17 protein-coding genes and 1 pseudogene are annotated in these 20216 nt (G+C 57.8%); 5 read left to right on the top strand and 13 right to left on the bottom strand.

The window, feature by feature from the left end; all coding sequences use genetic code 11:
• Window positions 1-2 precede the first annotated feature (2 nt).
• Window positions 3-3635 (bottom strand): NEL-type E3 ubiquitin ligase domain-containing protein, encoded by a 3633-nt coding sequence (locus GBC55_RS05855; RefSeq protein WP_247266867.1) that lies wholly within the window; start codon window positions 3633-3635, stop codon window positions 3-5.
• Between the two features lie 225 nt (window positions 3636-3860).
• Window positions 3861-4817, bottom strand: a pseudogene (locus GBC55_RS29870) (DUF6543 domain-containing protein); the annotation flags it as partial.
• Window positions 4818-5113: 296 nt separating this feature from the next.
• On the opposite strand from GBC55_RS29870, the gene GBC55_RS05840 reads away from it, so the two are divergent.
• The 4 genes from GBC55_RS05840 (at window position 5114) to GBC55_RS05825 (ending at window position 10301) form a co-directional block, all read left to right on the top strand.
• Entirely contained in the window at window positions 5114-6886 is a 1773-nt protein-coding gene (locus GBC55_RS05840; protein ID WP_162436379.1) for an N-acetylglutaminylglutamine amidotransferase, read from the top strand.
• A gap of 3 nt (window positions 6887-6889) precedes the next feature.
• On the top strand, window positions 6890-8638 hold the full coding sequence (ngg, locus tag GBC55_RS05835; protein ID WP_162436380.1) for an N-acetylglutaminylglutamine synthetase: 1749 nt from the start codon (window positions 6890-6892) through the stop codon (window positions 8636-8638).
• A 179-nt stretch (window positions 8639-8817) separates the two neighbouring features.
• Window positions 8818-10008, top strand: coding sequence for an osmoprotectant NAGGN system M42 family peptidase (locus tag GBC55_RS05830; protein ID WP_162436381.1), 1191 nt, complete (start codon window positions 8818-8820; stop codon window positions 10006-10008).
• A gap of 65 nt (window positions 10009-10073) precedes the next feature.
• Complete coding sequence (locus GBC55_RS05825; protein ID WP_007945785.1) at window positions 10074-10301, top strand: YheU family protein; 228 nt, start codon at window positions 10074-10076, stop codon at window positions 10299-10301.
• 53 nt (window positions 10302-10354) lie between these two features.
• Here the strand turns inward: GBC55_RS05825 and csrA are convergent, their stop codons facing one another.
• The 3 genes from csrA to GBC55_RS05810 form a co-directional block, all read right to left on the bottom strand.
• Window positions 10355-10534: a carbon storage regulator CsrA gene (gene csrA / locus GBC55_RS05820; protein WP_162436382.1), complete on the bottom strand. Its 180-nt coding sequence runs from the start codon at window positions 10532-10534 to the stop codon at window positions 10355-10357.
• Window positions 10535-10686: 152 nt separating this feature from the next.
• A complete protein-coding gene (locus tag GBC55_RS05815; protein WP_162436383.1) occupies window positions 10687-11019 on the bottom strand; it encodes a YnfA family protein in 333 nt (110 codons plus the stop codon).
• Between the two features lie 64 nt (window positions 11020-11083).
• Window positions 11084-11899, bottom strand: a complete 816-nt coding sequence (locus tag GBC55_RS05810; protein WP_162436384.1) for an SDR family oxidoreductase — start codon at window positions 11897-11899, stop codon at window positions 11084-11086.
• Between the two features lie 286 nt (window positions 11900-12185).
• Here GBC55_RS05810 and GBC55_RS05805 point away from each other — a divergent pair, with 286 nt between their 5' ends.
• Window positions 12186-12338, top strand: coding sequence for a DUF3309 family protein (locus GBC55_RS05805; RefSeq protein WP_010461760.1), 153 nt, complete (start codon window positions 12186-12188; stop codon window positions 12336-12338).
• Between the two features lie 62 nt (window positions 12339-12400).
• Here GBC55_RS05805 and GBC55_RS05800 read toward each other — a convergent pair whose 3' ends face one another.
• The 8 genes from GBC55_RS05800 to GBC55_RS05765 all read right to left on the bottom strand — a co-directional run bounded on the left by GBC55_RS05800 (window position 12401) and on the right by GBC55_RS05765 (window position 20131).
• Window positions 12401-14494: an LTA synthase family protein gene (locus GBC55_RS05800; RefSeq protein ID WP_162436385.1), complete on the bottom strand. Its 2094-nt coding sequence runs from the start codon at window positions 14492-14494 to the stop codon at window positions 12401-12403.
• A 361-nt stretch (window positions 14495-14855) separates the two neighbouring features.
• On the bottom strand, window positions 14856-15458 hold the full coding sequence (locus GBC55_RS05795; RefSeq protein ID WP_162436386.1) for an START domain-containing protein: 603 nt from the start codon (window positions 15456-15458) through the stop codon (window positions 14856-14858).
• A 41-nt stretch (window positions 15459-15499) separates the two neighbouring features.
• Window positions 15500-15754 (bottom strand): YkgJ family cysteine cluster protein, encoded by a 255-nt coding sequence (locus GBC55_RS05790; RefSeq protein ID WP_162436387.1) that lies wholly within the window; start codon window positions 15752-15754, stop codon window positions 15500-15502.
• A 165-nt stretch (window positions 15755-15919) separates the two neighbouring features.
• Entirely contained in the window at window positions 15920-16390 is a 471-nt protein-coding gene (locus tag GBC55_RS05785; RefSeq protein ID WP_162436388.1) for a translation initiation factor 2, read from the bottom strand.
• Window positions 16391-16492: 102 nt separating this feature from the next.
• Window positions 16493-17932: a PLP-dependent aminotransferase family protein gene (locus GBC55_RS05780; protein WP_162436389.1), complete on the bottom strand. Its 1440-nt coding sequence runs from the start codon at window positions 17930-17932 to the stop codon at window positions 16493-16495.
• 199 nt (window positions 17933-18131) lie between these two features.
• On the bottom strand, window positions 18132-18944 hold the full coding sequence (locus GBC55_RS05775; RefSeq protein WP_162436390.1) for an OmpA family protein: 813 nt from the start codon (window positions 18942-18944) through the stop codon (window positions 18132-18134).
• Window positions 18941-19297 carry a DUF4398 domain-containing protein gene (locus GBC55_RS05770; RefSeq protein WP_162436391.1) on the bottom strand — a complete coding sequence of 119 codons (357 nt, stop codon included), beginning with the start codon at window positions 19295-19297 and terminating at the stop codon, window positions 18941-18943. Before GBC55_RS05770 ends, GBC55_RS05775 begins: the two co-directional genes overlap by 4 nt.
• Window positions 19298-19306: 9 nt before the next feature.
• Window positions 19307-20131: a transporter substrate-binding domain-containing protein gene (locus GBC55_RS05765; RefSeq protein WP_162436392.1), complete on the bottom strand. Its 825-nt coding sequence runs from the start codon at window positions 20129-20131 to the stop codon at window positions 19307-19309.
• Window positions 20132-20216: the final 85 nt, after the last annotated feature.

The raw sequence follows: 20216 nt of genomic DNA, 5'->3' as shown, positions 1-20216 counted from the left end.
GCTTAATCCAGAATGAAACAGGTCTTCATTTTTTCTGCTTCCATGGCTTGCTCGGTGAGGCGTTTCAACAGACCTGTTTCAGCCAGCTTCAGCTCATCGGCGATGCCGTCGACATGCGCACGAAGCCCTGTTCCCAACTTCGCCTCGTTTTCAAAGGCCGTCTGTACTCGCTCCTGAAAGGGAGCGGCAAGGTCGGTGAATTTCTTGCCATGTTGCTCACGCAAAAATTTCCCCCAGAACTCGCGGTTGCTCAAGTCAGCTGACAGTTCGGAAGTCGCTTCGGCAGCAATGACCTTGTTGTAGGCAGCATTCAGGTCCGCCGTTTTAACGCCACTCAGCGATGCATAGCGCATATGCCTGGGCTGGCCGATAAGCTCGAGCTTGTCGGCCAGGCCGGTGCGATAGGCCAATTCCACTTCCACGGGATCGCGTTTGGGGTTGGCCAACACATCATCCCGGGCGAGCTTGGCGAGATAATCCTGGCGAAACAGGCGCCGTCCCAATTTGAGTAGCCGGGCAGCCTGATCATGAGTATTGGCGGACTGGCGAACCAACGTGTCGATGTCGACGGTGACTTCAAGGTTACTGAAAATGGTCGCCGCCGAATCAACGCAATTACTTTTGACCGCCATCGGTAATAGCTGATCGCGCAACATCGAGTCAGCCTTGGCCGCCTCGATAACTCTCCAGACCCGATCACTCATGTCCTCATGCACATAGCGATTATCGGCGGTGCTTCCCACCTCGGCCAGCAATCTGAAAAAACCGTCGGACCCGGGTTCGTTCTTCAGTGCAACCCATGTGCGATTACGACTGGCGTAAAGTTCTTCGCGACTATCAGGCATCCACAGTTCTCGAGCTTTTTGCTCGTTGATCACCGCATGATCATCTTCAAGAAAGCCCATCCCGATGCCGGTATTGCCACGATAAGTTTCAAGCTTCGTACGGCTCGCTGCGGACAATGGGTTGTGCCGCAAATTGATCCTTCGGGCGAATCGCCGCGGAACATCGAACAACCACGCGGGCAGTTCTTGAATGTCGTTACCGCGCAAATCCACCATGTCCAGGTAAGGCAATCGGGCAAGCCCCACAGGTAACTCCGTGGCATGGGTGTCGCCGAGGAACAGGGCTTGCAGATCCAGCATTTTGCTGACATCCACCGTGGCGCCCAACCGGTTACCGCTCAACCCGAGCGAACGCAACTTGCGCATATCGCCTAGTTTTTTGAGGGTATGTTCGGTCAATGCCAACTTGTTGCGGTTCAAGATCAAATGTTCAAGGTCGGGCATGTGTGACACTGCTTCAGGCAGTCGTGTCAGTTGATTGCCATCCAGTTCCAACCTGACAAGATTTTTGAAGGGCCTCAGGAAGTACGCCAGCTCATCACCTGCGTTCATGTCTCTGATGATGAGGCTGCGCACATGAGCGACGTCGTGTTCGGTCAGCGCCGGCAGTTGGCCAGCGAAGTTGCGCTCGATTTTGAGCGTTACAGGCTGATCCCGCGGTGTTCGCGGCGCAGTTACCCGACGCCAGCAGTTTTCGATGGTTTGAGCTATCTGGCGACGGCTGACGCGCACATCATTGAACTGTCCCGGTAGCTTCTTCATCTCCACCTGGTCGTTGCTCCAGGTCTGCAGCACTCCACGCAATTTCTCCAACTGCTGCTCCAGTGCCTTGATTCGATTTAACCGCAACGTGTGGGTAGTGCCCGCGTCATCAAGAAAGGCTGAAACCTGGGCATCGGTGAACAGCGGGTACAGCTTTCGAACTTTACGAATCAAGGCTTTTTCGTAGACGGTCGCCTCGGCAGGGTCAGCCTGGATCCCACAGGAAGAAAGGTGTTCGGGGACCTCGCTGTGCTCACCTCGCAATACCCGAGCGGTGCGTGCGCGGTCCGCCGTGGCAGCCGAGCCCAGGCGATCGCGCAGTAAGGTCACATTAACGTCATCGGCACCTGTAAGCCCCATGCGGATGCGTCGGGCTGCAGGCAGTGCGTGGAATATCGATTCGCCGAGCGTGGCGCTTGCTTTGTCGGCTATCAACGTGCCGGTCCCCCGGTTGACCTGATAGCCCGTCGGCGTTTTGATGATGACCCCGCTCAACGGCGCATCTGCGGAACCGACACTGTCCAGCAACTTTCCGGTGGTTGACCCTTCTCGCAACTCCAGTCGATAACCCGTCTCCCAACCTTGCACGCGATCCAGCAGCCTGAGGCTCAGCGTGTTCGTATCGGCATTGGCCAGCTCTGGAAAATGCAGTCCGGTGAGTGCACGGTCCAGCCTGAGCGAACGCTGTGCCTCGCTGACCTGCTCCGATAAATCAAATCCCGGGAACTTGCGGTCGCGAAAAAACACACGATCTCGTTGACTCGCTTCGTCAAGCAACTTGCGAGCTACCCGGGTGGGAATGTCGGCAGCGTGCTCACGCAATGTCGCAACACCACCCGTGGCTTCGCCGTCATAGGCTTTGTAGAGCCACTCGAACAGTGGTTGGCGATTACTTTTAACGGATGACGCAATCTTTCTGGCCAGCAACGTTGATTGCGAATCGGTCGTCCCTTTGCCGACAATGGCCTCAACTTGTTTCGAATAAAGACCATCGATCACAGTATCCAACAATTTCCCTGCATTCAGTTGCGCTTGGGTAACGTCCACGCTGTTAACGTCGTCGCTACTTTTTGCAGCCCCGTCAGGAAAGCGAGAAACGACTGCGCCGTCCGCATCGAACACCTGGATGAATCGTTCTTCAGGCCAGCCGGACAGCCTTGGCAATGTATGCAGCTGCGCCTGCAGAAAATCGGTGCTCGCGGTATCCCCACGTTCCATGGCCAACACCACTGCAGTGATGCGCCGATTCAGTTTGAAGCGTTCGACGCAATCATATAGCCGTGGTGGCAAATCCAGATTGCCCAGATGCAATCGGTGAAGCTCGGCAGGCGACATACCTACGATATCGGCGATTTTTGTCAGGTCACTGCCGGAAAAACCATGTAAACGGGGATCTGTACGTTTCAACGCATACCCACTGCTCGGCCACTCAAGCGCGTGCTCATGCACATGCCGCCAGCCGCCTTCGACGCTTCGTTCAATGGCTGGCGCGAATGCGTCCTGGCGAACCGGGTGGTTTATCTGCCACGCATATTTCTCAGCGTTATGGGTGACGCGATAGACCTTATCCTCCATGACGACAGAGGTGTGCCCGCCGTGCTTGTAAATGCCCTTCGCATCCGGCTGCACTGTTTCCGGTAGCGCCAATGTCTGCTGATAGGGCTCAAGATCTGGCTTCCACAGCCTTTGTTTACCATCGGCGCGCGTCACTGCTTCGAAACCATCAAAGAACGCCGCTTGCTCTTTCGCCACCCGACGCAAGGCGATCGACGCCACTTTGCCGACCGCCGCGAACGCCGCCATCTGCGCAATGTTCTCGACAACATTCAGCAAATGCGACAACGCTTTGTGCGGCTCGCCGTGCGCCCAGTCCTGCACACCTTCATAGACCTCGCTGACAATGTCGATGAGTGCCACAGCCATCATCAATTCGCCCAGTACCGGTACGAAAAAAGAGGCTGCGTTCAAGAACAGAAGACCGCCATCGAGCAGCCTCTGAACGGTTTTTTCCCGTTGTACTTCGTCCACTTCTTCGGTCGTGACCGCGAGAACCCGGGCATCTCGCTGGGTCTTGCTGATGAATGCGCCGAAGAAGAAATCAGCAACACAATCCGCGGGTGTCGCGACAAGCGTGCCCAGTACTTTGTCTTCGTCAAATGCAGTAAAAAAATCGGATTTATCGTGCCCGGGAAGGAATTGGCTGGCGAAGTACGCCCTGTAGGCTTTGGTTTGCAACTGACGAGAGAGGTAAGCCTTGAAGTCATCCAGCGAGGCGTATTCATACAGCGGTCGCTCGGGGTCGTTCGGCAGGTACACCACGCATTTCGCCGTCGGCGCGGTGTCGATCGAGGCTTTGGTGAACACCAGCGCCCCGCAGATGCATGCATCATCGATCATCAAGCCTTGCCAGATTACCGACGCACCGTCGAAGACGGCGCCTTTGGTTTGTGCCGCAGGGAGTTTTTGTGCAATGACGCTCAGCATCATTGTGTAAACGGCTTCGGTGATGTGCTTTTTCAGGTAGGCAATATGAACGGCGATTTTCAGATCAAGCAGCTTCAACTGCCGGATGTCGGCCGCTGAGGCGTTTGCACTGCTTGCAGACGTGGCCGGCAATGCCAATACCTCGGCGATATGGCGCTGATAACGCGCACCGAGGTCAAGCTCGCGACAAATCAGCGCGAATTTGGTCGGGGTAATCGCTGCACCGGTCTGGGCTTGTCCATTGATTCGTATCAACGAGTCTTTCGGGATGCCGCCGCTGCTGGATTCCTCAAGGGTGAAGTTCTCCATGGCCGCGTGCAGCAGGCTGCGAGAAGTGGTGCTGAATTTTTCCTGGAAGCTGACAGGGAACGGCGCACCAATGCCAATTATCGATCTTTTAACAATCTCCAGGGTGTCCCGCTCAACATCGAAATCGACAGTCCATTTGCTCTTGAGGAAAAGGGTCAATTGCTCCTTGCAAAACACGTCCAGCGGCTTGAGCCTCTCGAGCACCGCTGCAGCCTTGGTATAAGTGAGATCACTTTGCTCAACCGCCGCTTTCAGACCCTGCACCACCGCAAGGTCGGCATTGGCCAGCCAGGTCGGGATGTTTTTTTGCAGTACCTCGGCCTTGTCCAGATCGGCAGTATGATCGACAAAAGCAGCGCTGCGTTGCGCGGGGGTAAACGTCGTGGCCGCAAGTGTCACGTCGGATGTAGACAGCATGTGCAATATCCTTATTGCATTGAGAAGGCTTCAGTCTATTAAGCTCGTCAGGCAATTAAAAACGCGAATACCGGGTCGGATTTCCGGGCTTTCAAGCAACTACTCCTATGCATCAGATCAATAATTACCGCCCCGGCAATGCACACTCGTGCAGCGCGCACCATTCGTCAGCCAATACCCACTTATAACTTATCGATCTAAAACTCCCGCGAATCGCTCGGGTCAGTTTCTGAGTACCCGCACTTTTGTTGCGGTATCGATAGACCCTCCCCAACGGAAAAACCGGTAAGGACTTTATGTGCGGATTAGCTGGCGAGTTACGCTTTGATCATCAACCTGCGGACCTTGCAGCCGTTGAACGAATCACCCATCACCTGGCACCTCGCGGCCCTGACGCGTGGGGCTTTCACAGCCAGGGGCCGATTGCCCTGGGCCACCGTCGCCTGAAAATCATGGACCTGTCCGACGGCTCGGCGCAGCCGATGATCGACAACCAGTTGGGCTTGTCCCTGGCCTTCAATGGCGCGATTTACAATTTTCCCGAGCTGCGCACCGAACTCGAAGGCCTCGGCTACGCCTTTTACTCCGGCGGTGATACCGAGGTGTTGCTCAAGGGCTATCACGCCTGGGGTGAAGCGCTGCTGCCGAAACTCAACGGCATGTTCGCCTTCGCCATCTGGGAACGCGACGCTAAACGCTTGTTCATCGCCCGCGACCGTCTGGGCGTGAAGCCGTTGTACCTGTCGCGCACCGGTCAGCGCCTGCGCTTCGCCTCGGCACTGCCGGCACTGCTCAAAGGTGGTGATATCAATCCGATCCTTGATCCGGTGGCGCTCAATCACTACCTGAACTTCCACGCGGTGGTTCCAGCGCCGCGTACCCTGCTGGCGGGCATCGAAAAACTGCCACCAGCCACCTGGATGCGCGTTGAAGCCGATGGCACCACCGAGCAGAAAACCTGGTGGACCCTGCCCTACGGCCCACACGCCGATGAGATGAACCTGACGCTCGAAGACTGGCGCGACCGAGTACTGGACAGCACGCGTGATGCTGTCGCCATTCGCCAGCGTGCGGCGGTTGACGTGGGTGTCCTGCTGTCCGGTGGTGTGGATTCGAGCATGCTCGTGGGCCTGCTGCGTGAAGTCGGCGTGGAAAACCTGTCGACCTTTTCCATCGGGTTCCAGGATGCCGGCGGCGAGCGTGGTGACGAGTTTCAGTATTCGGACCTGATCGCCAAGCATTACGGCACTCAACATCACCAACTGCGAATCGACGAAAAAGAGATCATCGAGCAACTGCCAGCGGCATTTCGTGCCATGAGCGAGCCGATGGTCAGCCACGATTGCATCGCCTTTTATCTGCTGTCCCGGGAAGTCGCCAAGCACTGCAAGGTGGTGCAAAGCGGCCAGGGTGCGGATGAACTGTTTGCCGGTTATCACTGGTACCCGCAGGTCGACGGTGCAGCCGATCCGTACGCCGCTTATCGCGACGCGTTCTTCGACCGCAGTTACGACGACTACGCCGCCACCGTGCAACCCAAATGGCTGACGGCGAATGACGCTGCCGGCGACTTCGTGAAGGAACATTTCGCACAGCCGGGCGCCGACGCAGCGGTGGACAAAGCGCTGCGTCTGGACAGCACCGTGATGCTGGTGGATGACCCGGTCAAACGCGTCGACAACATGACCATGGCCTGGGGCCTGGAAGCACGAACTCCCTTCCTGGACTATCGACTGGTGGAATTGTCGGCACGTGTGCCGGGCAAATTCAAACTGCCGGACGGTGGCAAGCAAGTCTTGAAAGAAGCGGCGCGACTGGTCATTCCAAGTGAAGTCATCGACCGCAAGAAAGGTTATTTCCCGGTGCCCGGCCTCAAGCATCTGCAGGGCGATACGTTGAACTGGGTGCGTGAGTTGCTGCTTGATCCAAGCCAGGATCGCGGCCTGTTCAACCCGGCGATGCTTGACCGTTTGCTGACCGATCCGCAAGGCCAACTGACCCCGCTGCGCGGCTCCAAGCTGTGGCAGCTGGCGGCGCTGAACCTGTGGCTCAGTGAACAAGGAATCTGATCGATGAAACCCCACGCCACGGCTTATAGCCAACGCTTGTTGCGCGGTCAGGCCCCTTCCTACGAACGTTTGCAAGCTCGCCTGGCCGAAGACGGCAGCGAGCTCGGCGCTGCGCCGATCGCGGTGCATTGCGGCTGGGGCCGACTGCTGATCGGCCACACCTTTGCGGACCCGGCGAGCCTTGCTCAGGAACTGCTCAACGAAAAGCCCGGTGAGCGCGATATTGCGCTGTACGTTGCCGCGCCTCAGCAGATACTGGGGTTGGAGCCTGCGCAGTTGTTTCTGGATCCCTCCGACACCCTGCGCCTGTGGTTCAGCGATTACCGCCCGTCCACGCGCGTATTTCGCGGTTTTCGCATCCGTCGGGCCCAGAGCGACTCGGACTGGCAGGCGATCAATCATCTGTACCAGGCGCGCGGGATGTTGCCGATCGATGCCAGTTTGCTGACCCCGCGACATCTGGGCGGCCCGGTGTACTGGCTGGCGGAAGATGAGGACAGCGGTGCGATCATCGGCAGTGTCATGGGCCTCAATCATCACAAGGCATTCAACGATCCGGAAAATGGCAGCAGCCTGTGGTGCCTCGCCGTGGACCCGCAATGCTCGCGGCCAGGTGTGGGTGAAGTGCTGGTGCGACACTTGATCGAGCACTTCATGAGTCGTGGGCTGAGTTACCTGGACTTGTCCGTGTTGCATGACAATCGGCAGGCGAAAAGTCTTTACGCCAAGCTCGGTTTTCGCAACCTCTCGACCTTCGCCATCAAGCGCAAGAACGGCATCAATCAGCCGCTGTTTCTGGGCCCGGGCCCTGAGGCCGATTTCAATCCGTATGCGCGAATCATCGTCGAGGAAGCTCATCGCCGTGGCATCGAAGTACAGGTCGATGACGCCGACGCCGGGATGTTCACGCTCATTCATGGTGGGCGTCGAGTGCGTTGCCGCGAGTCCCTGAGCGACCTCACCAGCGCCATCAGCATGAGCCTTTGCCAGGATAAAAGCCTCACGCACAAGGTGCTCAAAGCTGCCGGACTGAACTTGCCCTCCCAACAACTGGCCGGCAACGCGGATGACAATCTGGCGTTTCTCGACGAGCACTCACGGGTGGTCGTCAAGCCGCTGGATGGCGAGCAGGGTCAAGGCGTGGCGGTAGATTTGCAATCCATCGAGGACGTACAGCAAGCCATCGAATCGGCGCGCCAGTTCGACAGTCGGGTGTTGCTGGAAAGCTTCCACGAAGGCCTTGACCTGCGGATCCTGGTGATCGGTTTTGAGGTCGTTGCGGCCGCAATTCGGCGCCCGGCCGAAGTGGTGGGTGACGGTCAGCATTCCATCGGTGCGTTGATCGAAGCCCAGAGTCGGCGACGTCAGGCAGCGACCAGCGGCGAAAGCAAAATCCCGCTGGATCATGAAACCGAACGCACGTTGCAAGCGGCGGGTTACGACTACAGCAGCATTTTGCCGGCTGGCGAACATCTGTTCGTGCGTCGTACGGCGAATCTTCATACAGGCGGCGTTCTTGAGGACGTCACGGCGATCCTTCACCCGACACTGGTTGATGCCGCCGTGCGGGCTGCACGAGCGCTGGACATCCCGATGGTCGGGCTGGACCTGATGGTGATGGCGGCGGATCAGCCTGAGTATGTGTTCATTGAAGCCAATGAGCGTGCCGGGCTGGCCAACCATGAACCGCAGCCAACGGCAGAGCGGTTCGTGGATTTACTGTTTCCGCACAGTCAGCCCGCTGCGTCATAGCAGGCCGGTGTAGCAGCTGCCGAGGCACGAGGCTGCGTTGCGTGTCCGCAGGACCGCCCTTTGGGGCCGCTGCGCAGCCCAACGCAGCCTCGTGCCTCGGCAGCTGCTACACCGGGCTTGGCCAACCGTCTAATCACTTCATCGAAACCATCGATGTTCTTTACTCATCAGGAGTTTCCATGACCAGCAAAATCCCCGAACCAGATCTCAACTACCTGCAAAAAGTCCTGCTTGAAATGCTCGCCATTCCAAGCCCCACCGGTTTCACCGACACCATCGTGCGCTACGTCGCCGAGCGCCTTGAAGAGCTGGGCATTCCCTTTGAAATGACCCGCCGCGGGACCATTCGCGCCACGCTCAAGGGCAGGAAAAACAGCCCGGACCGAGCGGTCTCCGCGCACCTGGACACCATTGGCGCGGCCGTTCGTGCGGTGAAAGATAACGGGCGCCTGACTCTGGCGCCGGTCGGCTGCTGGTCCAGCCGATTTGCCGAGGGTAGTCGGGTCAGCCTGTTTACCGACAACGGAGTGATCCGTGGCAGTGTGTTGCCGCTGATGGCTTCCGGGCACGCCTTCAACACCGCGGTCGATGAAATGCCGATTAGCTGGGACCACATCGAATTACGCCTCGACGCCTACTGCGCTACCCGTGCCGATTGCGATTCGCTGGGCATCAGTGTCGGTGATTTCGTGGCCTTCGACCCGTTGCCTGAATTCACTGAAAGCGGGCACATCAGCGCCCGTCATCTCGACGATAAAGCCGGCGTTGCCGCGCTGCTGGCGGCACTCAAGGCTATTGTCGACAGTGGCGAAGAGCTGATGATCGACTGCCATCCGCTGTTCACCATCACCGAAGAAACCGGCAGCGGTGCTGCGGCGGCATTGCCGTGGGACGTCAGTGAATTCGTCGGCATCGACATCGCGCCCGTCGCTCCCGGGCAGCACTCCAGCGAACACGCAGTCAGTGTGGCGATGCAGGATTCGGGCGGGCCGTATGACTATCACTTGTCCCGACATCTGTTGCGATTGGCCAGTGACAACGAACTGCCCGCGCGGCGCGACCTGTTTCGCTATTACTTCAGCGATGCCCACTCGGCCGTCACTGCCGGTCACGACATTCGCACCGCCCTGCTCGCCTTCGGCTGCGACGCCACCCATGGCTACGAACGGACCCACATCGACAGCCTGGCCGCCCTCAGCCGGCTGCTCGGTGCCTACATCCTCAGCCCGCCGGTGTTCGCCAGCGATGCGCAACCGGCCAAGGGTTCGCTGGACCGGTTCAGTCATCAGATCGAACACGAGACGCAGATGGAAAGCGACACGCGGGTGCCGTCGGTGGACAGCCTGGTGGGGCAGCGTAACGATAGCTAGCGCGAACGCTGGTGGTGTGTTGATAACAGCCGTAGCATCGCGACATTGTTTTTGCCGAGGTGACTATGCTGATTCCCTACGACCAACTTGAAGTCGACACCCTGACTCGCCTGATCGAAGACTTCGTGACCCGCGACGGCACCGATAACGGTGACGACACCCCACTGGAAACACGGGTTTTACGCGTCAGGCAGGCGCTGACCAAGGGCCAGGCACTGATTGTTTTCGACCCTGAGAGCGAGCAGTGCCAGTTGATGCTCAAGCATGATGTGCCCAAGCATTTGTTCGACTGAAATGCAGGGGAGCAAGAACGATCATCATCCCGCGGCCCGTGCCGCGGCGATGATCACTTCTTGTCTCTTTTTTCAGATTGAATACGCTCGTAGATTTCGGCGCGATGGACCGTCACGCACCTGGGTGCCTCGACCCCGATTCGTACGCTGTCGCCATTGACGGCCAGTATGCGTATGGAAATGTTGTCGCCAATGGCGATCAACTCGGGGACAACGCGACTGAGCACTAGCATGGGGGGGCCTTCAAGATGGACTGGACCTCGAAGATGCCCCGCCCGCGACAGGTCTTCAATGCGGTGTAGGAAATACAGTCATGCCCTACAACCTCAAGCGAACGACACCTTCGGAAAATTCTTACAAAACGGAAAAATGCAGGATTATTCCTTCAGGAAGCGGAGAAGCGCGGCCCGAAAAGGATGACGGTCGCGCCGATGACGCACAGCGCCACGCCGATCCAGTCCGAGCTCAGTGGACGAATCCGTTCGACCACGGCGAGCCAGCCAATCGAAGCAATGATGTAGATGCCACCGTAGGCGGCATAGGCGCGGCCGGCGTAGGTCGCTTCGACACGGGTCAGTAAAAGCGCGAACAGCGTCAAGCTGAGCAGTGCCGGTACCACCCACCAAGCGCTTTTGCCTTGGCGCAGCCACATCCAGAAAGCAAAGCAGCCTGCGATTTCGAACAGCGCGGCGAGAAAGAACCACAAATAATTGAGCATGTGCATGTCTCGCGAGGATGACCGATGGCGGCCACCCTAGCGACGGCATAGCATTCGGGCAAGTTCAGCCTGCGGTTTGCTTGGCCTTGGCGCGCATTTTATCGGCCATCACGGTCATTTCGTTGTAGAGCAGTTGCGGGTTTTTCTGCTTGATCGCCCACGCCATACGGCCTTGTTCGTGGGGCAGAATCATGAATTCGCCGGCCGCGACCTGCTGATAGATGTAGTCAGCAATGTCGGCAGCCGTGATCGGCGAACTTTCCAGCAGCTTGCCGACCTGTGCTTTCATGGCAGGCGTCGGGCCACGGAACGAATCCAGCAGGTTGGTCTGGAAAAACGACGGGCATACCACGTGAACCCCTATCTCCTGCTGTGCCAGTTCGATCAGCAGGCTCTCCGACAACGCCACGACGCCGGCCTTTGCCACGTTGTAGTTGCTCATGGCGGGGCCTTGCATCAGCGCGGCCATCGAGGCGATGTTGATAATCTTGCCTTTGCTGACTTCCAGCAACGGCAGGAATGCCTTGCAGCCTTTGACCACGCCCATCAGATTGATCGCGATCTGCCAGTCCCAGTCCTCAAGGGACAGCTCGTTGAAGAACCCGCCCGACGCCACGCCAGCGTTGTTGAAGATGACGTCGATACCGCCGAGCTTCTCTTCACAGGCCTGGGCGAATGCCGTCAGCTGACTGTAGTCGCGCACATCACAGCGCTGGGTAAACCCATCGCCACCGGCTTCACGAACCAGCTTCAACGTTTCCTGCAGGCCGGGCTCGCTGACATCCGACAAGGCCAGTTGCCAGCCTTCACGCGCCCAGCGCAGCGCGATTTCGCGACCCAAGCCCGAGCCTGCACCAGTGATCATCATGCGATTTTGCATAGCAAACAGCCTTGTTGTTCCGGGAAAGATCTGTCGAGTGTAGCGAAGGACCCGGGCCGACCCACGCTCCATCAGATTGCTGAATGGGCTGCTCAAACCGCGACCGTGGGCGCATCAACTAGTGCTGCATAAAAAGAAATAAGCCTGTCTTCGAAAAACATTAAAAAAAGTTGGAATTTTCTCTCACACGCCAGAGTCGGATCTTTTAAGCAGCTCGGATTTATTGCATTCCAGCTGACAGTTAAAGCTAGGTCATTCCGGAACACTTCCAACAAGGAAATAGACAATGGGCACTATTCTTATCGTTATTCTGATCCTTCTGCTGGTAGGCGGTTTACCGGTCTTCCCACACTCCAGAAGTTGGGGTTATGGCCCGTCGGGTATCATCGGCGTGGTGTTGGTGGTGCTGTTGATCCTGCTGTTACTTGGCAAGATATAAAGAATTAGCGAACAAAAAAAAGAGGCCCTTGAAAAAGGGCCTCTTTTTTATTGCCTGAACAGTTAGTCCGGCTTGCCGTCAACGACACCGGCGGTGTTGTCGATCAGGCTTTTGGTCGCCGTCTGCAGGAATGCTTCGAGTTTCTGCTTGAGTTCAGCGGTACGCGGTGCGTCCGGAATTACTTCCGCACGAGGCGATGCGCCCAGCTCGTACCGGTAAACCTTCGGCGCCATTTCCTTTTCCTTCGGCAGGACCAGGATCTGATCGGCCGTGATGATGGCGGTGGTCTGCTCACTACCCGATGGCTTGATCACACCGAAACCGGTGTCGCCTGCAGGCAGGTTCAGCAAGTCACGTCCCCAGCACTGATGGCGCACTTCGCCGCCGATCCGCCCCATGATGGTCGGCACGATATCGATCTGGGTGCCCACGGTGTGGTCGCGCTCGCCGAATTTTTCCTGGATGCCCGGTGCGATCAGCAGCATCGGCACGTTGAAGCGGCCCAGGTCCATTTCGGTGATCTGACGCTCGTTACCAAAGCCGTGGTCGCCCACGATGACGAACAGGGTTTCCTTGAAGTAAGGCTCTTTACGCGCTTTCTCAAAGAATTGACCCAGTGCCCAATCGGCATATCGCATGGCCGTCAAATGCTCGTTCAGGCTGCCACGATCGGTCACACGCTCCACCGGCAATGGCGTCGGCAAAGCGTAAGGCGTGTGGTTGGACAGGGTTTGCAGCAATGCATAGAACGGCTTGCCGTTTTCCCGGCCCTTGAGCTCGATCAGACCACGGTCGAACATGTCCTGGTCGGACACGCCCCAGGTCGGATCGGAGAACACCGGGTTCACGTAATCATTGCGACCGATGAAGTTGGTCATGCCTTGGCTGCTGAAGAAGCCCGACTGGTTATCCCAGGCGAAGTCGCCGTTGTAGACATAGACATCGTCATAGTCACGGGCACTGAGCAATTGCGGCAGGCCGGACAATTTGTGGCTGCCTTCAGGCGTCTGCATCAGGTATTCGAAGCCTGGCAGGTTCGGGAAGCAGGCCATCGTGGCGAACATACCCTGGTGGGTGTGCGTGCCGTTGGAGAAGAAACGATCGAACAACAGGCCTTCCTTCGACAGTTTGTCGAGGTACGGCGTAATGTTGCCCGAGGCGCCCAATGCGCCGACCGAGTGACCGGCCATGCTTTCCATCAGGATCACGACGACGTTCTTGATCGGCAAGGTCTTGTCAGCGGGCGGCGTGTAATCACGACGCACGGCGGCGGTGTCGGCATCGACCAGTTTGTCGTCCGGCATCACCAGCATGTCACGCACAATCTTCTGGGCTTCAGGCTGTGGCAGCGTGGCCTTCCAGATGTTGTCGCGGTCTTCGGACATGCGGCTCTTGGCTGCAGCGATCAGCGACAGTGTGCCGTTAATGCCCAGCTGGTTGGCGAAGTTCGAGTCGGTGGTGTAGACATCACCCCAGCGCAGCGGCGGCCCTTGGCGCAGCGTGCCACGCGCTGCGACCACGCAGATCAGCAGGCAAAACACGAACACGGCAATGCGCGTGTACCACGGAGCGACCTGGCGAGTGCTGATGGTGCCACCGCTGAATGGCCCACGTGGACGGGTGGCACGGTCGGCACCCTTGAACGCGAGGGTCAGGATGATGGTGCCTGCGACCCACGCCAACAGGTAACGAACGACCGGGAAACCGTACCAGAGCATGCTCGTCACGGTTTTCGGGTCTTCTTTCACGTATTGGAACACCAAACCGTTGAGGCGCTGGTGAAACTCACGGTAGAAATCCATCTCCATCAGGCCGAGGAACAACGCGATGCTCGAAGCAACGGTCAGCCAGAAACGGAAGAAGCCGCGGGCGGCCATGGCGCGGACACTGAACAGCGCCAGCACCAGCGGAATGCTGAGGTAGACCACGAGGCGCAGGTCGAAACGCAGGCCATTGACGAACGCTTCCACGAAGGTCGAGGCCGGGGTATCGAGGATCATCTCGCTGTTGTAGACCAGCAGCGCGAGGCGCAGCAGGCTGAACATGACCATCATGATCAAAGCGCACAGCAGCGTGTAGGCCAGATGCGATTTGACGGTCGGTTGCAGCAGGCGACTAGAAGCTCGCTGCTGTTTCAGGGCGTCCGGGTTTGCCATGTCGTTTTAGGACCCATTGGAAGTTGAAGTTTCAAAAATACAGCGGCGCCTTGCCCTCTGTTGGCCAGGAACTGGCCCCGGGGCTTGCGCGGTGCGCAAATGTTGCACGATCACCCGCAGCATTGCCATTGATTACTGTTCGGTATTGGCGCGGGCGGATTGTCTTGGAGGCTTTGTGAAAATTTCGTGCAACGCATATCCGGAAACAAAATAAAGGCTCTTTGTGGTAATACCGTCAAGCTGAGCCGCTTCATCGACAACGCAAACTCTGTAGCAGCTGGCGAAGCCTGCGTTCGGCTGCGCTGTGGCTTGATAAAAAACGCCCCAAACCAGTCGGGGCGTTTTTTCACGAGCGATGCAATTACTTCTCGGCGCGTTCTTTCAGGGCTTTCAACGTATTGAACGGCGCATCCACCACAAACTTGTTAGCCACCATTGACGGCACGCTGCCGCCCGGCTCGGTGTGAACCTGGTAGATCACTTCGATCTGATCGCCCTTGGGCACGAATTTCCAGAAGCCTTCAACCTTGGCGACCCGCACAAAACCTTTCTCTTCAGGCAGGTACGTCGGCACGCTCTCAAGCTTGCGGGTCAGGCTGCCATCAGCGCCTTGGGTCGAGGTGACATGCATGACTGAATCACGCGGGGTGACAGGCCATGGCGTATTGAATTGCGTGTAGGTCCAGCTTTGATCGCCTTCGTGCTTGAGCAATTTCTGCATCTTGCATTCATGAATCCAGGCACAGGCACCCGGTACGTCTTCCTGCAATGCGCGCAGTTTGGCCATGGTGGTCTTCATCAGGGTCACACCCTGGTAAGCCTTGTAGTCGGAACCGGCCACTTCACTGAGGGACACCTTGATCCCGTCCTCGTTCTTGGCAACTTTCCAGTCCTCGGCGTGTGCCGATGTCGCCAGAAAAACCGTTAACCCACACAGCACAGCCATACGATGCAGCGAACCCATAGTCTTATTCCTTATTGTTGAAGTTCCGTTCGTCAAACACATCACGCCGCCGTCATCTGCTCCCACCAGCCAATCAGGTTGATCGCTTCTTCGCTGCTGTTGCCACAGACCTCGGGGTCGGCATCAAACGCCGAACAAACCGCAGGACGCTCCGGTTTGCCGAAAATGTTGCACAGGTTTTCGACCGACAGTTGCAGGCAACGTTCTCCCGCGGGTTTGCCATTGGGCATACCGGGAATCGGTGAGCTGATTGAAGGGGCAATGCAACAGGCGCCACAGCCCTCACGGCATTTCATGACGACAAGCTCCTCGCGACGGGCGATGTATGAAAAGGACGGGACACAGAGTAACCGCTTAAACAGTTGTTTTAAATTACACGGGCGCAGGTTTTTACGATCAGACAGGTGAGACTGAGCAGTCTCCGACAAAGCGTCCGGCTTGTGAGTCACGTATCAGGGATTTTACTGTTTGAACTCGAAGTCCAGGGCAGCGCCTTCGACGTCGCGGCGCTCTTCATTGCGCAGTTGCAACTGCATTTCATTGTTGAGCAGACGTCCGTTAAGCTGAAAAGGACTGCTACCGGCCTTGTCCCCGAACATTTGTGGCAGCAGTTCATCGTGCCGGGGCAATGGCACCGTACCGATCGGGTCAAGCTCTTCGACCATGTCTTTGGGCAAGCTTAAATCGAGCTTGGCCGCCGGTAGTGGGGTTTTTGCGATCTCACTGGCGGATTTCGACTTGGAAGCAACCGGCGGGCGTTTTTTTACTACCGCTTGTTTGCTTTGGGCCGCCGCTGTTTTTTTCGCGGGTGTCGTTTTCTTCTCGCGAGCGCTTGCCGTCGGGTTTTCCTGAACGGAAGCCGCCATGACGCTTTCTTGAACAGTCATCAGCAGGAAGATCGAAAGACAGGCAGCGGGGAAAAACTGTTTCATGGACCCAACGGCACTCAGGGCAGAGGGCCATATGCTCGCCTGTTGAAGACCACAAGACAAGCACGGGCAGGAATTACCTGCCCTCCCCGTCAAATTTGCCCGTCAAATACCGGCGCCCATTTCCTGGCAAAGCTGGGTGGCAAGCATGCCCAGCGTCATCAGGGCACGCTCGGCCTCACGGTTCCAGGGGATTCCGCAGTTCAGTCGAATGCAGTGGTTGAACTGCTCGGTGTTACTGAAAATCAGCCCCGGAGCAATGCTGATACCTTGCTGCAACGCTCGCACATGCAGTTCCTGGGTGTTGACGCGTCCCGGCAGACTCACCCACAGGATGAAACCACCGGTAGGCCGGGTCATCTGTGTGCCTTCGGGGAAATGCTGCTGAACCGCCAGTTGGAAAGCGCTGAGGTTCTTGCGGTACTCCTGGCGGATGTAACGCAGATGCCTGTCGTAGCCGCCGTTTTCCAGATAAGCAGCAATGCCCATTTGCGTGACACTGCACGCTGAATGGGTGCTGAAGGTCTGCAAACGCTGGATTTCCTGCTGATACTTGCCCGCAATCATCCAACCGATCCGCACGCCGGGCGACAAGGTTTTGGAGAAGCTTGAGCAATAGATCACCCGATCCAGCCGGTCATAGGCCTTGAGCGATTTGGTACGACCTTGTTCGAACATCAGTTCGCCGTAAATATCGTCTTCGACGATCTGGATATCGAAGTCCGATGCCAGGCGCAGCAATTGCTTCTGGCGCTCTTCGGGCATGGTGCCGCCCAAGGGATTGCTCAGACGAGTGGTCAACACCAATGCCTTGATCGACCACTGGTTGGCCGCCAGTTGCAAGGCTTCAAGGCTCATTCCGGTGGCCGGATCGCTGGGAATCTCGATGACCTTGAGGCCCAGCAGATCGGCCAGTTGGAGCAAACCGTAGTAAGTCGGCGATTCGGCGGCGATCAGATCGCCCGGTCGGGTCAGAACGCGCAAGGACATCTGCAGGGCATCGACGCAGCCGTGAGTAATGACCACTTCAGATGGATCGACCACCACACCCGCATCACGCATGCGAATCGCGACTTGCCGGCGCAACGGTTCGAAACCCGGGCTGAACATGTAGCTGAAGGCGCGCGGGCTATGGAAGCGAGTGACCTTGGCCAGTTGCTGATGCAGCGCACGCACCGGCAGGTAATCGACACTCGGCACGGCGGCGCCCAAGGGAAAAACGCCTTCACGACGCGACTCGACCAAGACCTGCTGGATGATGCTGCTGCGCGTCACCAGTCCGGGGCGCTCGACCCGGGCGATGTCTGGTGTCGGCGCGGTCAGGGCGGGAGTCTGGTGCACGTAGTAGCCAGACTGCGGCCGGGCACGAATCAGCCCCTGGTCTTCGAGATTGGCGTAGGCCTGCAACACCGTGGCGTGGCTGACGTTGAGCTGCGAGCTCATCTTGCGCACCGAAGGCACGCGCTCCCCCGGTTGATAGACACCGCGGCGGATGTCCTCGGCCAGCTGTTGAGCAATACGTTGGTAAAGCAGGAGATTGGTCATGACGCGACACTCGATTTCACGGGCATTTTATTCTTGTGTGAAACATACCGGAACAGTTTAGAAGTGTACTGGGACAGTTGCCACAATAGTCGACCATACAGTGCAGTGTCAGCAAAAACTGTACTGTTTTGAGGGCTGGTTGGCAGGCATAAAAAAACCCGGCACTGTCGAGCAGGCCGGGCTTTCCAACTACGCAACCCTATCGGGCGGCGCCGAGTTGGCCTTTTTCGTCGGAGAACACAATTTCCACCCGACGGTTCTGTGCACGGCCCCGTTCGGTGGCATTCACGTCCACCGGGTATTCATCGCCATAGCCCTCGACCTGAATTCGCTTGTCGTCGATGCCCAGGTCCATCAGCACGTCCGCCACCGATTGCGCGCGGTCACGGGACAACTTGAGATTTTCCTGCTTGCCGCCGGTGCTGTCGGTATAGCCTTCGATGCGTACTACGCGCTTCGGATTGAGCTGCAGAAACTGCACAATCTTCAACACCACCCGGTTTGCCGAACTCTTCAATTCCGCTTCGCCCGTGTCGAACAGTACGTCACCCAAGGTCATCACCAGACCACGGTCGGTCTGGGTGGTTGCCAGCGCAACAATCTGTTCTTCCAGCCACTTGCCCTGCTGCTGCACGCTGAGCAGCTTGGATTCGCGCAGGGCCAACTGCAGGCGCTGACGCTCGAGCTCCAGCTTCGCGGCACTCTCTTCATTGAGCACTTTATTGGTGTGCTCACGAGCGATTTCGCTGTAGCGCTGACTCAGGTAGGCGTAATGCAGCACATCCGAACCGCTCCCCCAATAGCTGGAAAGACGGTCAGCGCGCGCCAGCGACTCGCCCGCACGGATCACGTCCTTGGGCGCGATGCGCAACACGTTGGAATCTTCCTTCACCTTCTGAAAGTCGGTCCCCGCCTGCTGCAACGCAGCGTCGCTGTGCTGACCGGCACACCCAAAGAGACCTGCACAACTTGCCAGGATCAAGCCACCAAAGGCTTTGGATTTAAGGCTCATTGGGCATCTCCCAGTTGCTTGCGCAGTCGAGTGATGCGGGTATTGAGGACGTTCAACTGCTCCTCGCTCTTGAGGGTCAGCACACGTGCTTCGGCCAGACGTGCGTCCAGCTCAGCCTGCTCGGCTCGCATGCGCGCATTCTTGAAGGATTGGTCGTTCATGCTGCCCTTGGCACGGTTGTACTTGTCTTCGGCCAATTTCATTTCCGGCACATCGTCGGCGGTAGCACCCACAGCCTTGGCTTGTTCAAGCGCTTGTTCCGTCAGACGCAGTTGTTCATTCGGCGCCGGATCGGCTGCACAACCCGCCAGAGCCAGAAGGGCCAGGGCAGCGAAAAGAGGTCGAATACTCACTAAAAATCCCTACTGTTTTGGGGTACTGGCGGGTTGTTGCTGCTGCTGTTTCCAACGCTCGATATTGCGTTGCAACGCGGCTTCCGTCAGTCCGGACGCGGGCAATTCTGTCATCTTTTTGGCCAACTGTCCGCGCAACCACGGATCGTTGCAGGCGGAGTTATGGGAAACCGCCAGATACAGCCCCGGTTTGTCGACCGGCTGCGCACGCGCGATGAGGTCATTGGCCATGCTTAACGACTGCGCGGCGGCCATGCCCGAGTAACGTCCCGCCAGCACGAACTCCACTTCACCCAACAGCAGTTTTTGAAAAGCCTGGGTCAGGTTGGGCGTGCGTGTGAGGCTTAATTGCTGTTCGGCGAAGGTGCCGAACTGCGGTGTCAGACGCGACTTTTCAGACAGTGCGCCGGGATGCCCGTGCAGGTCTTGCGCTTCGCTGTAGACCAGTACCGAGTCTTTTCGGGTCCAGACGAGGTAATCGTTTTCCAGCAGCGGAGGATGAATGTAATCCAGCGATTCCAGCTCGCTGAGCGTCAACGGAGCATCGGCCAACATATCCATGCGCCCGCTGCGCACTTCGTCCAGGGCTTGGGAGCGTTTACCGGCGTACAGCAGGTCGACCTTGATCCCCAGTTCTGCGGCTACGTGCTGTAACAGGTCCGCACTGGCGCCGATCAGGTGCTTGGGGTTTTGCGGGTCCTGCCACAGGTACGGGGGCGCGTCGGGGCTACCGGTCACCACCAGGCGCTCGCACTTGCCTGCCGCCAAGGACAGCGTCGGCAACGCCATCAGGCCCAACAGCATTGACCAACTGCACATGCGGCGTAAATCCATGACGGTACACTCCCCTGAACCCGGTTACATAACCTGTAGGAGCGAGCTTGCTCGCGATGATCTCAACTGCACCGCGTTTAGCCAG

Source organism: Pseudomonas sp. TNT3 (assembly GCF_010095445.2).
GTDB lineage: Bacteria > Pseudomonadota > Gammaproteobacteria > Pseudomonadales > Pseudomonadaceae > Aquipseudomonas.
The sequence above is the reverse complement of the archived record's forward strand: the minus strand, read 5'-3'. Positions and strand labels throughout refer to the sequence as shown.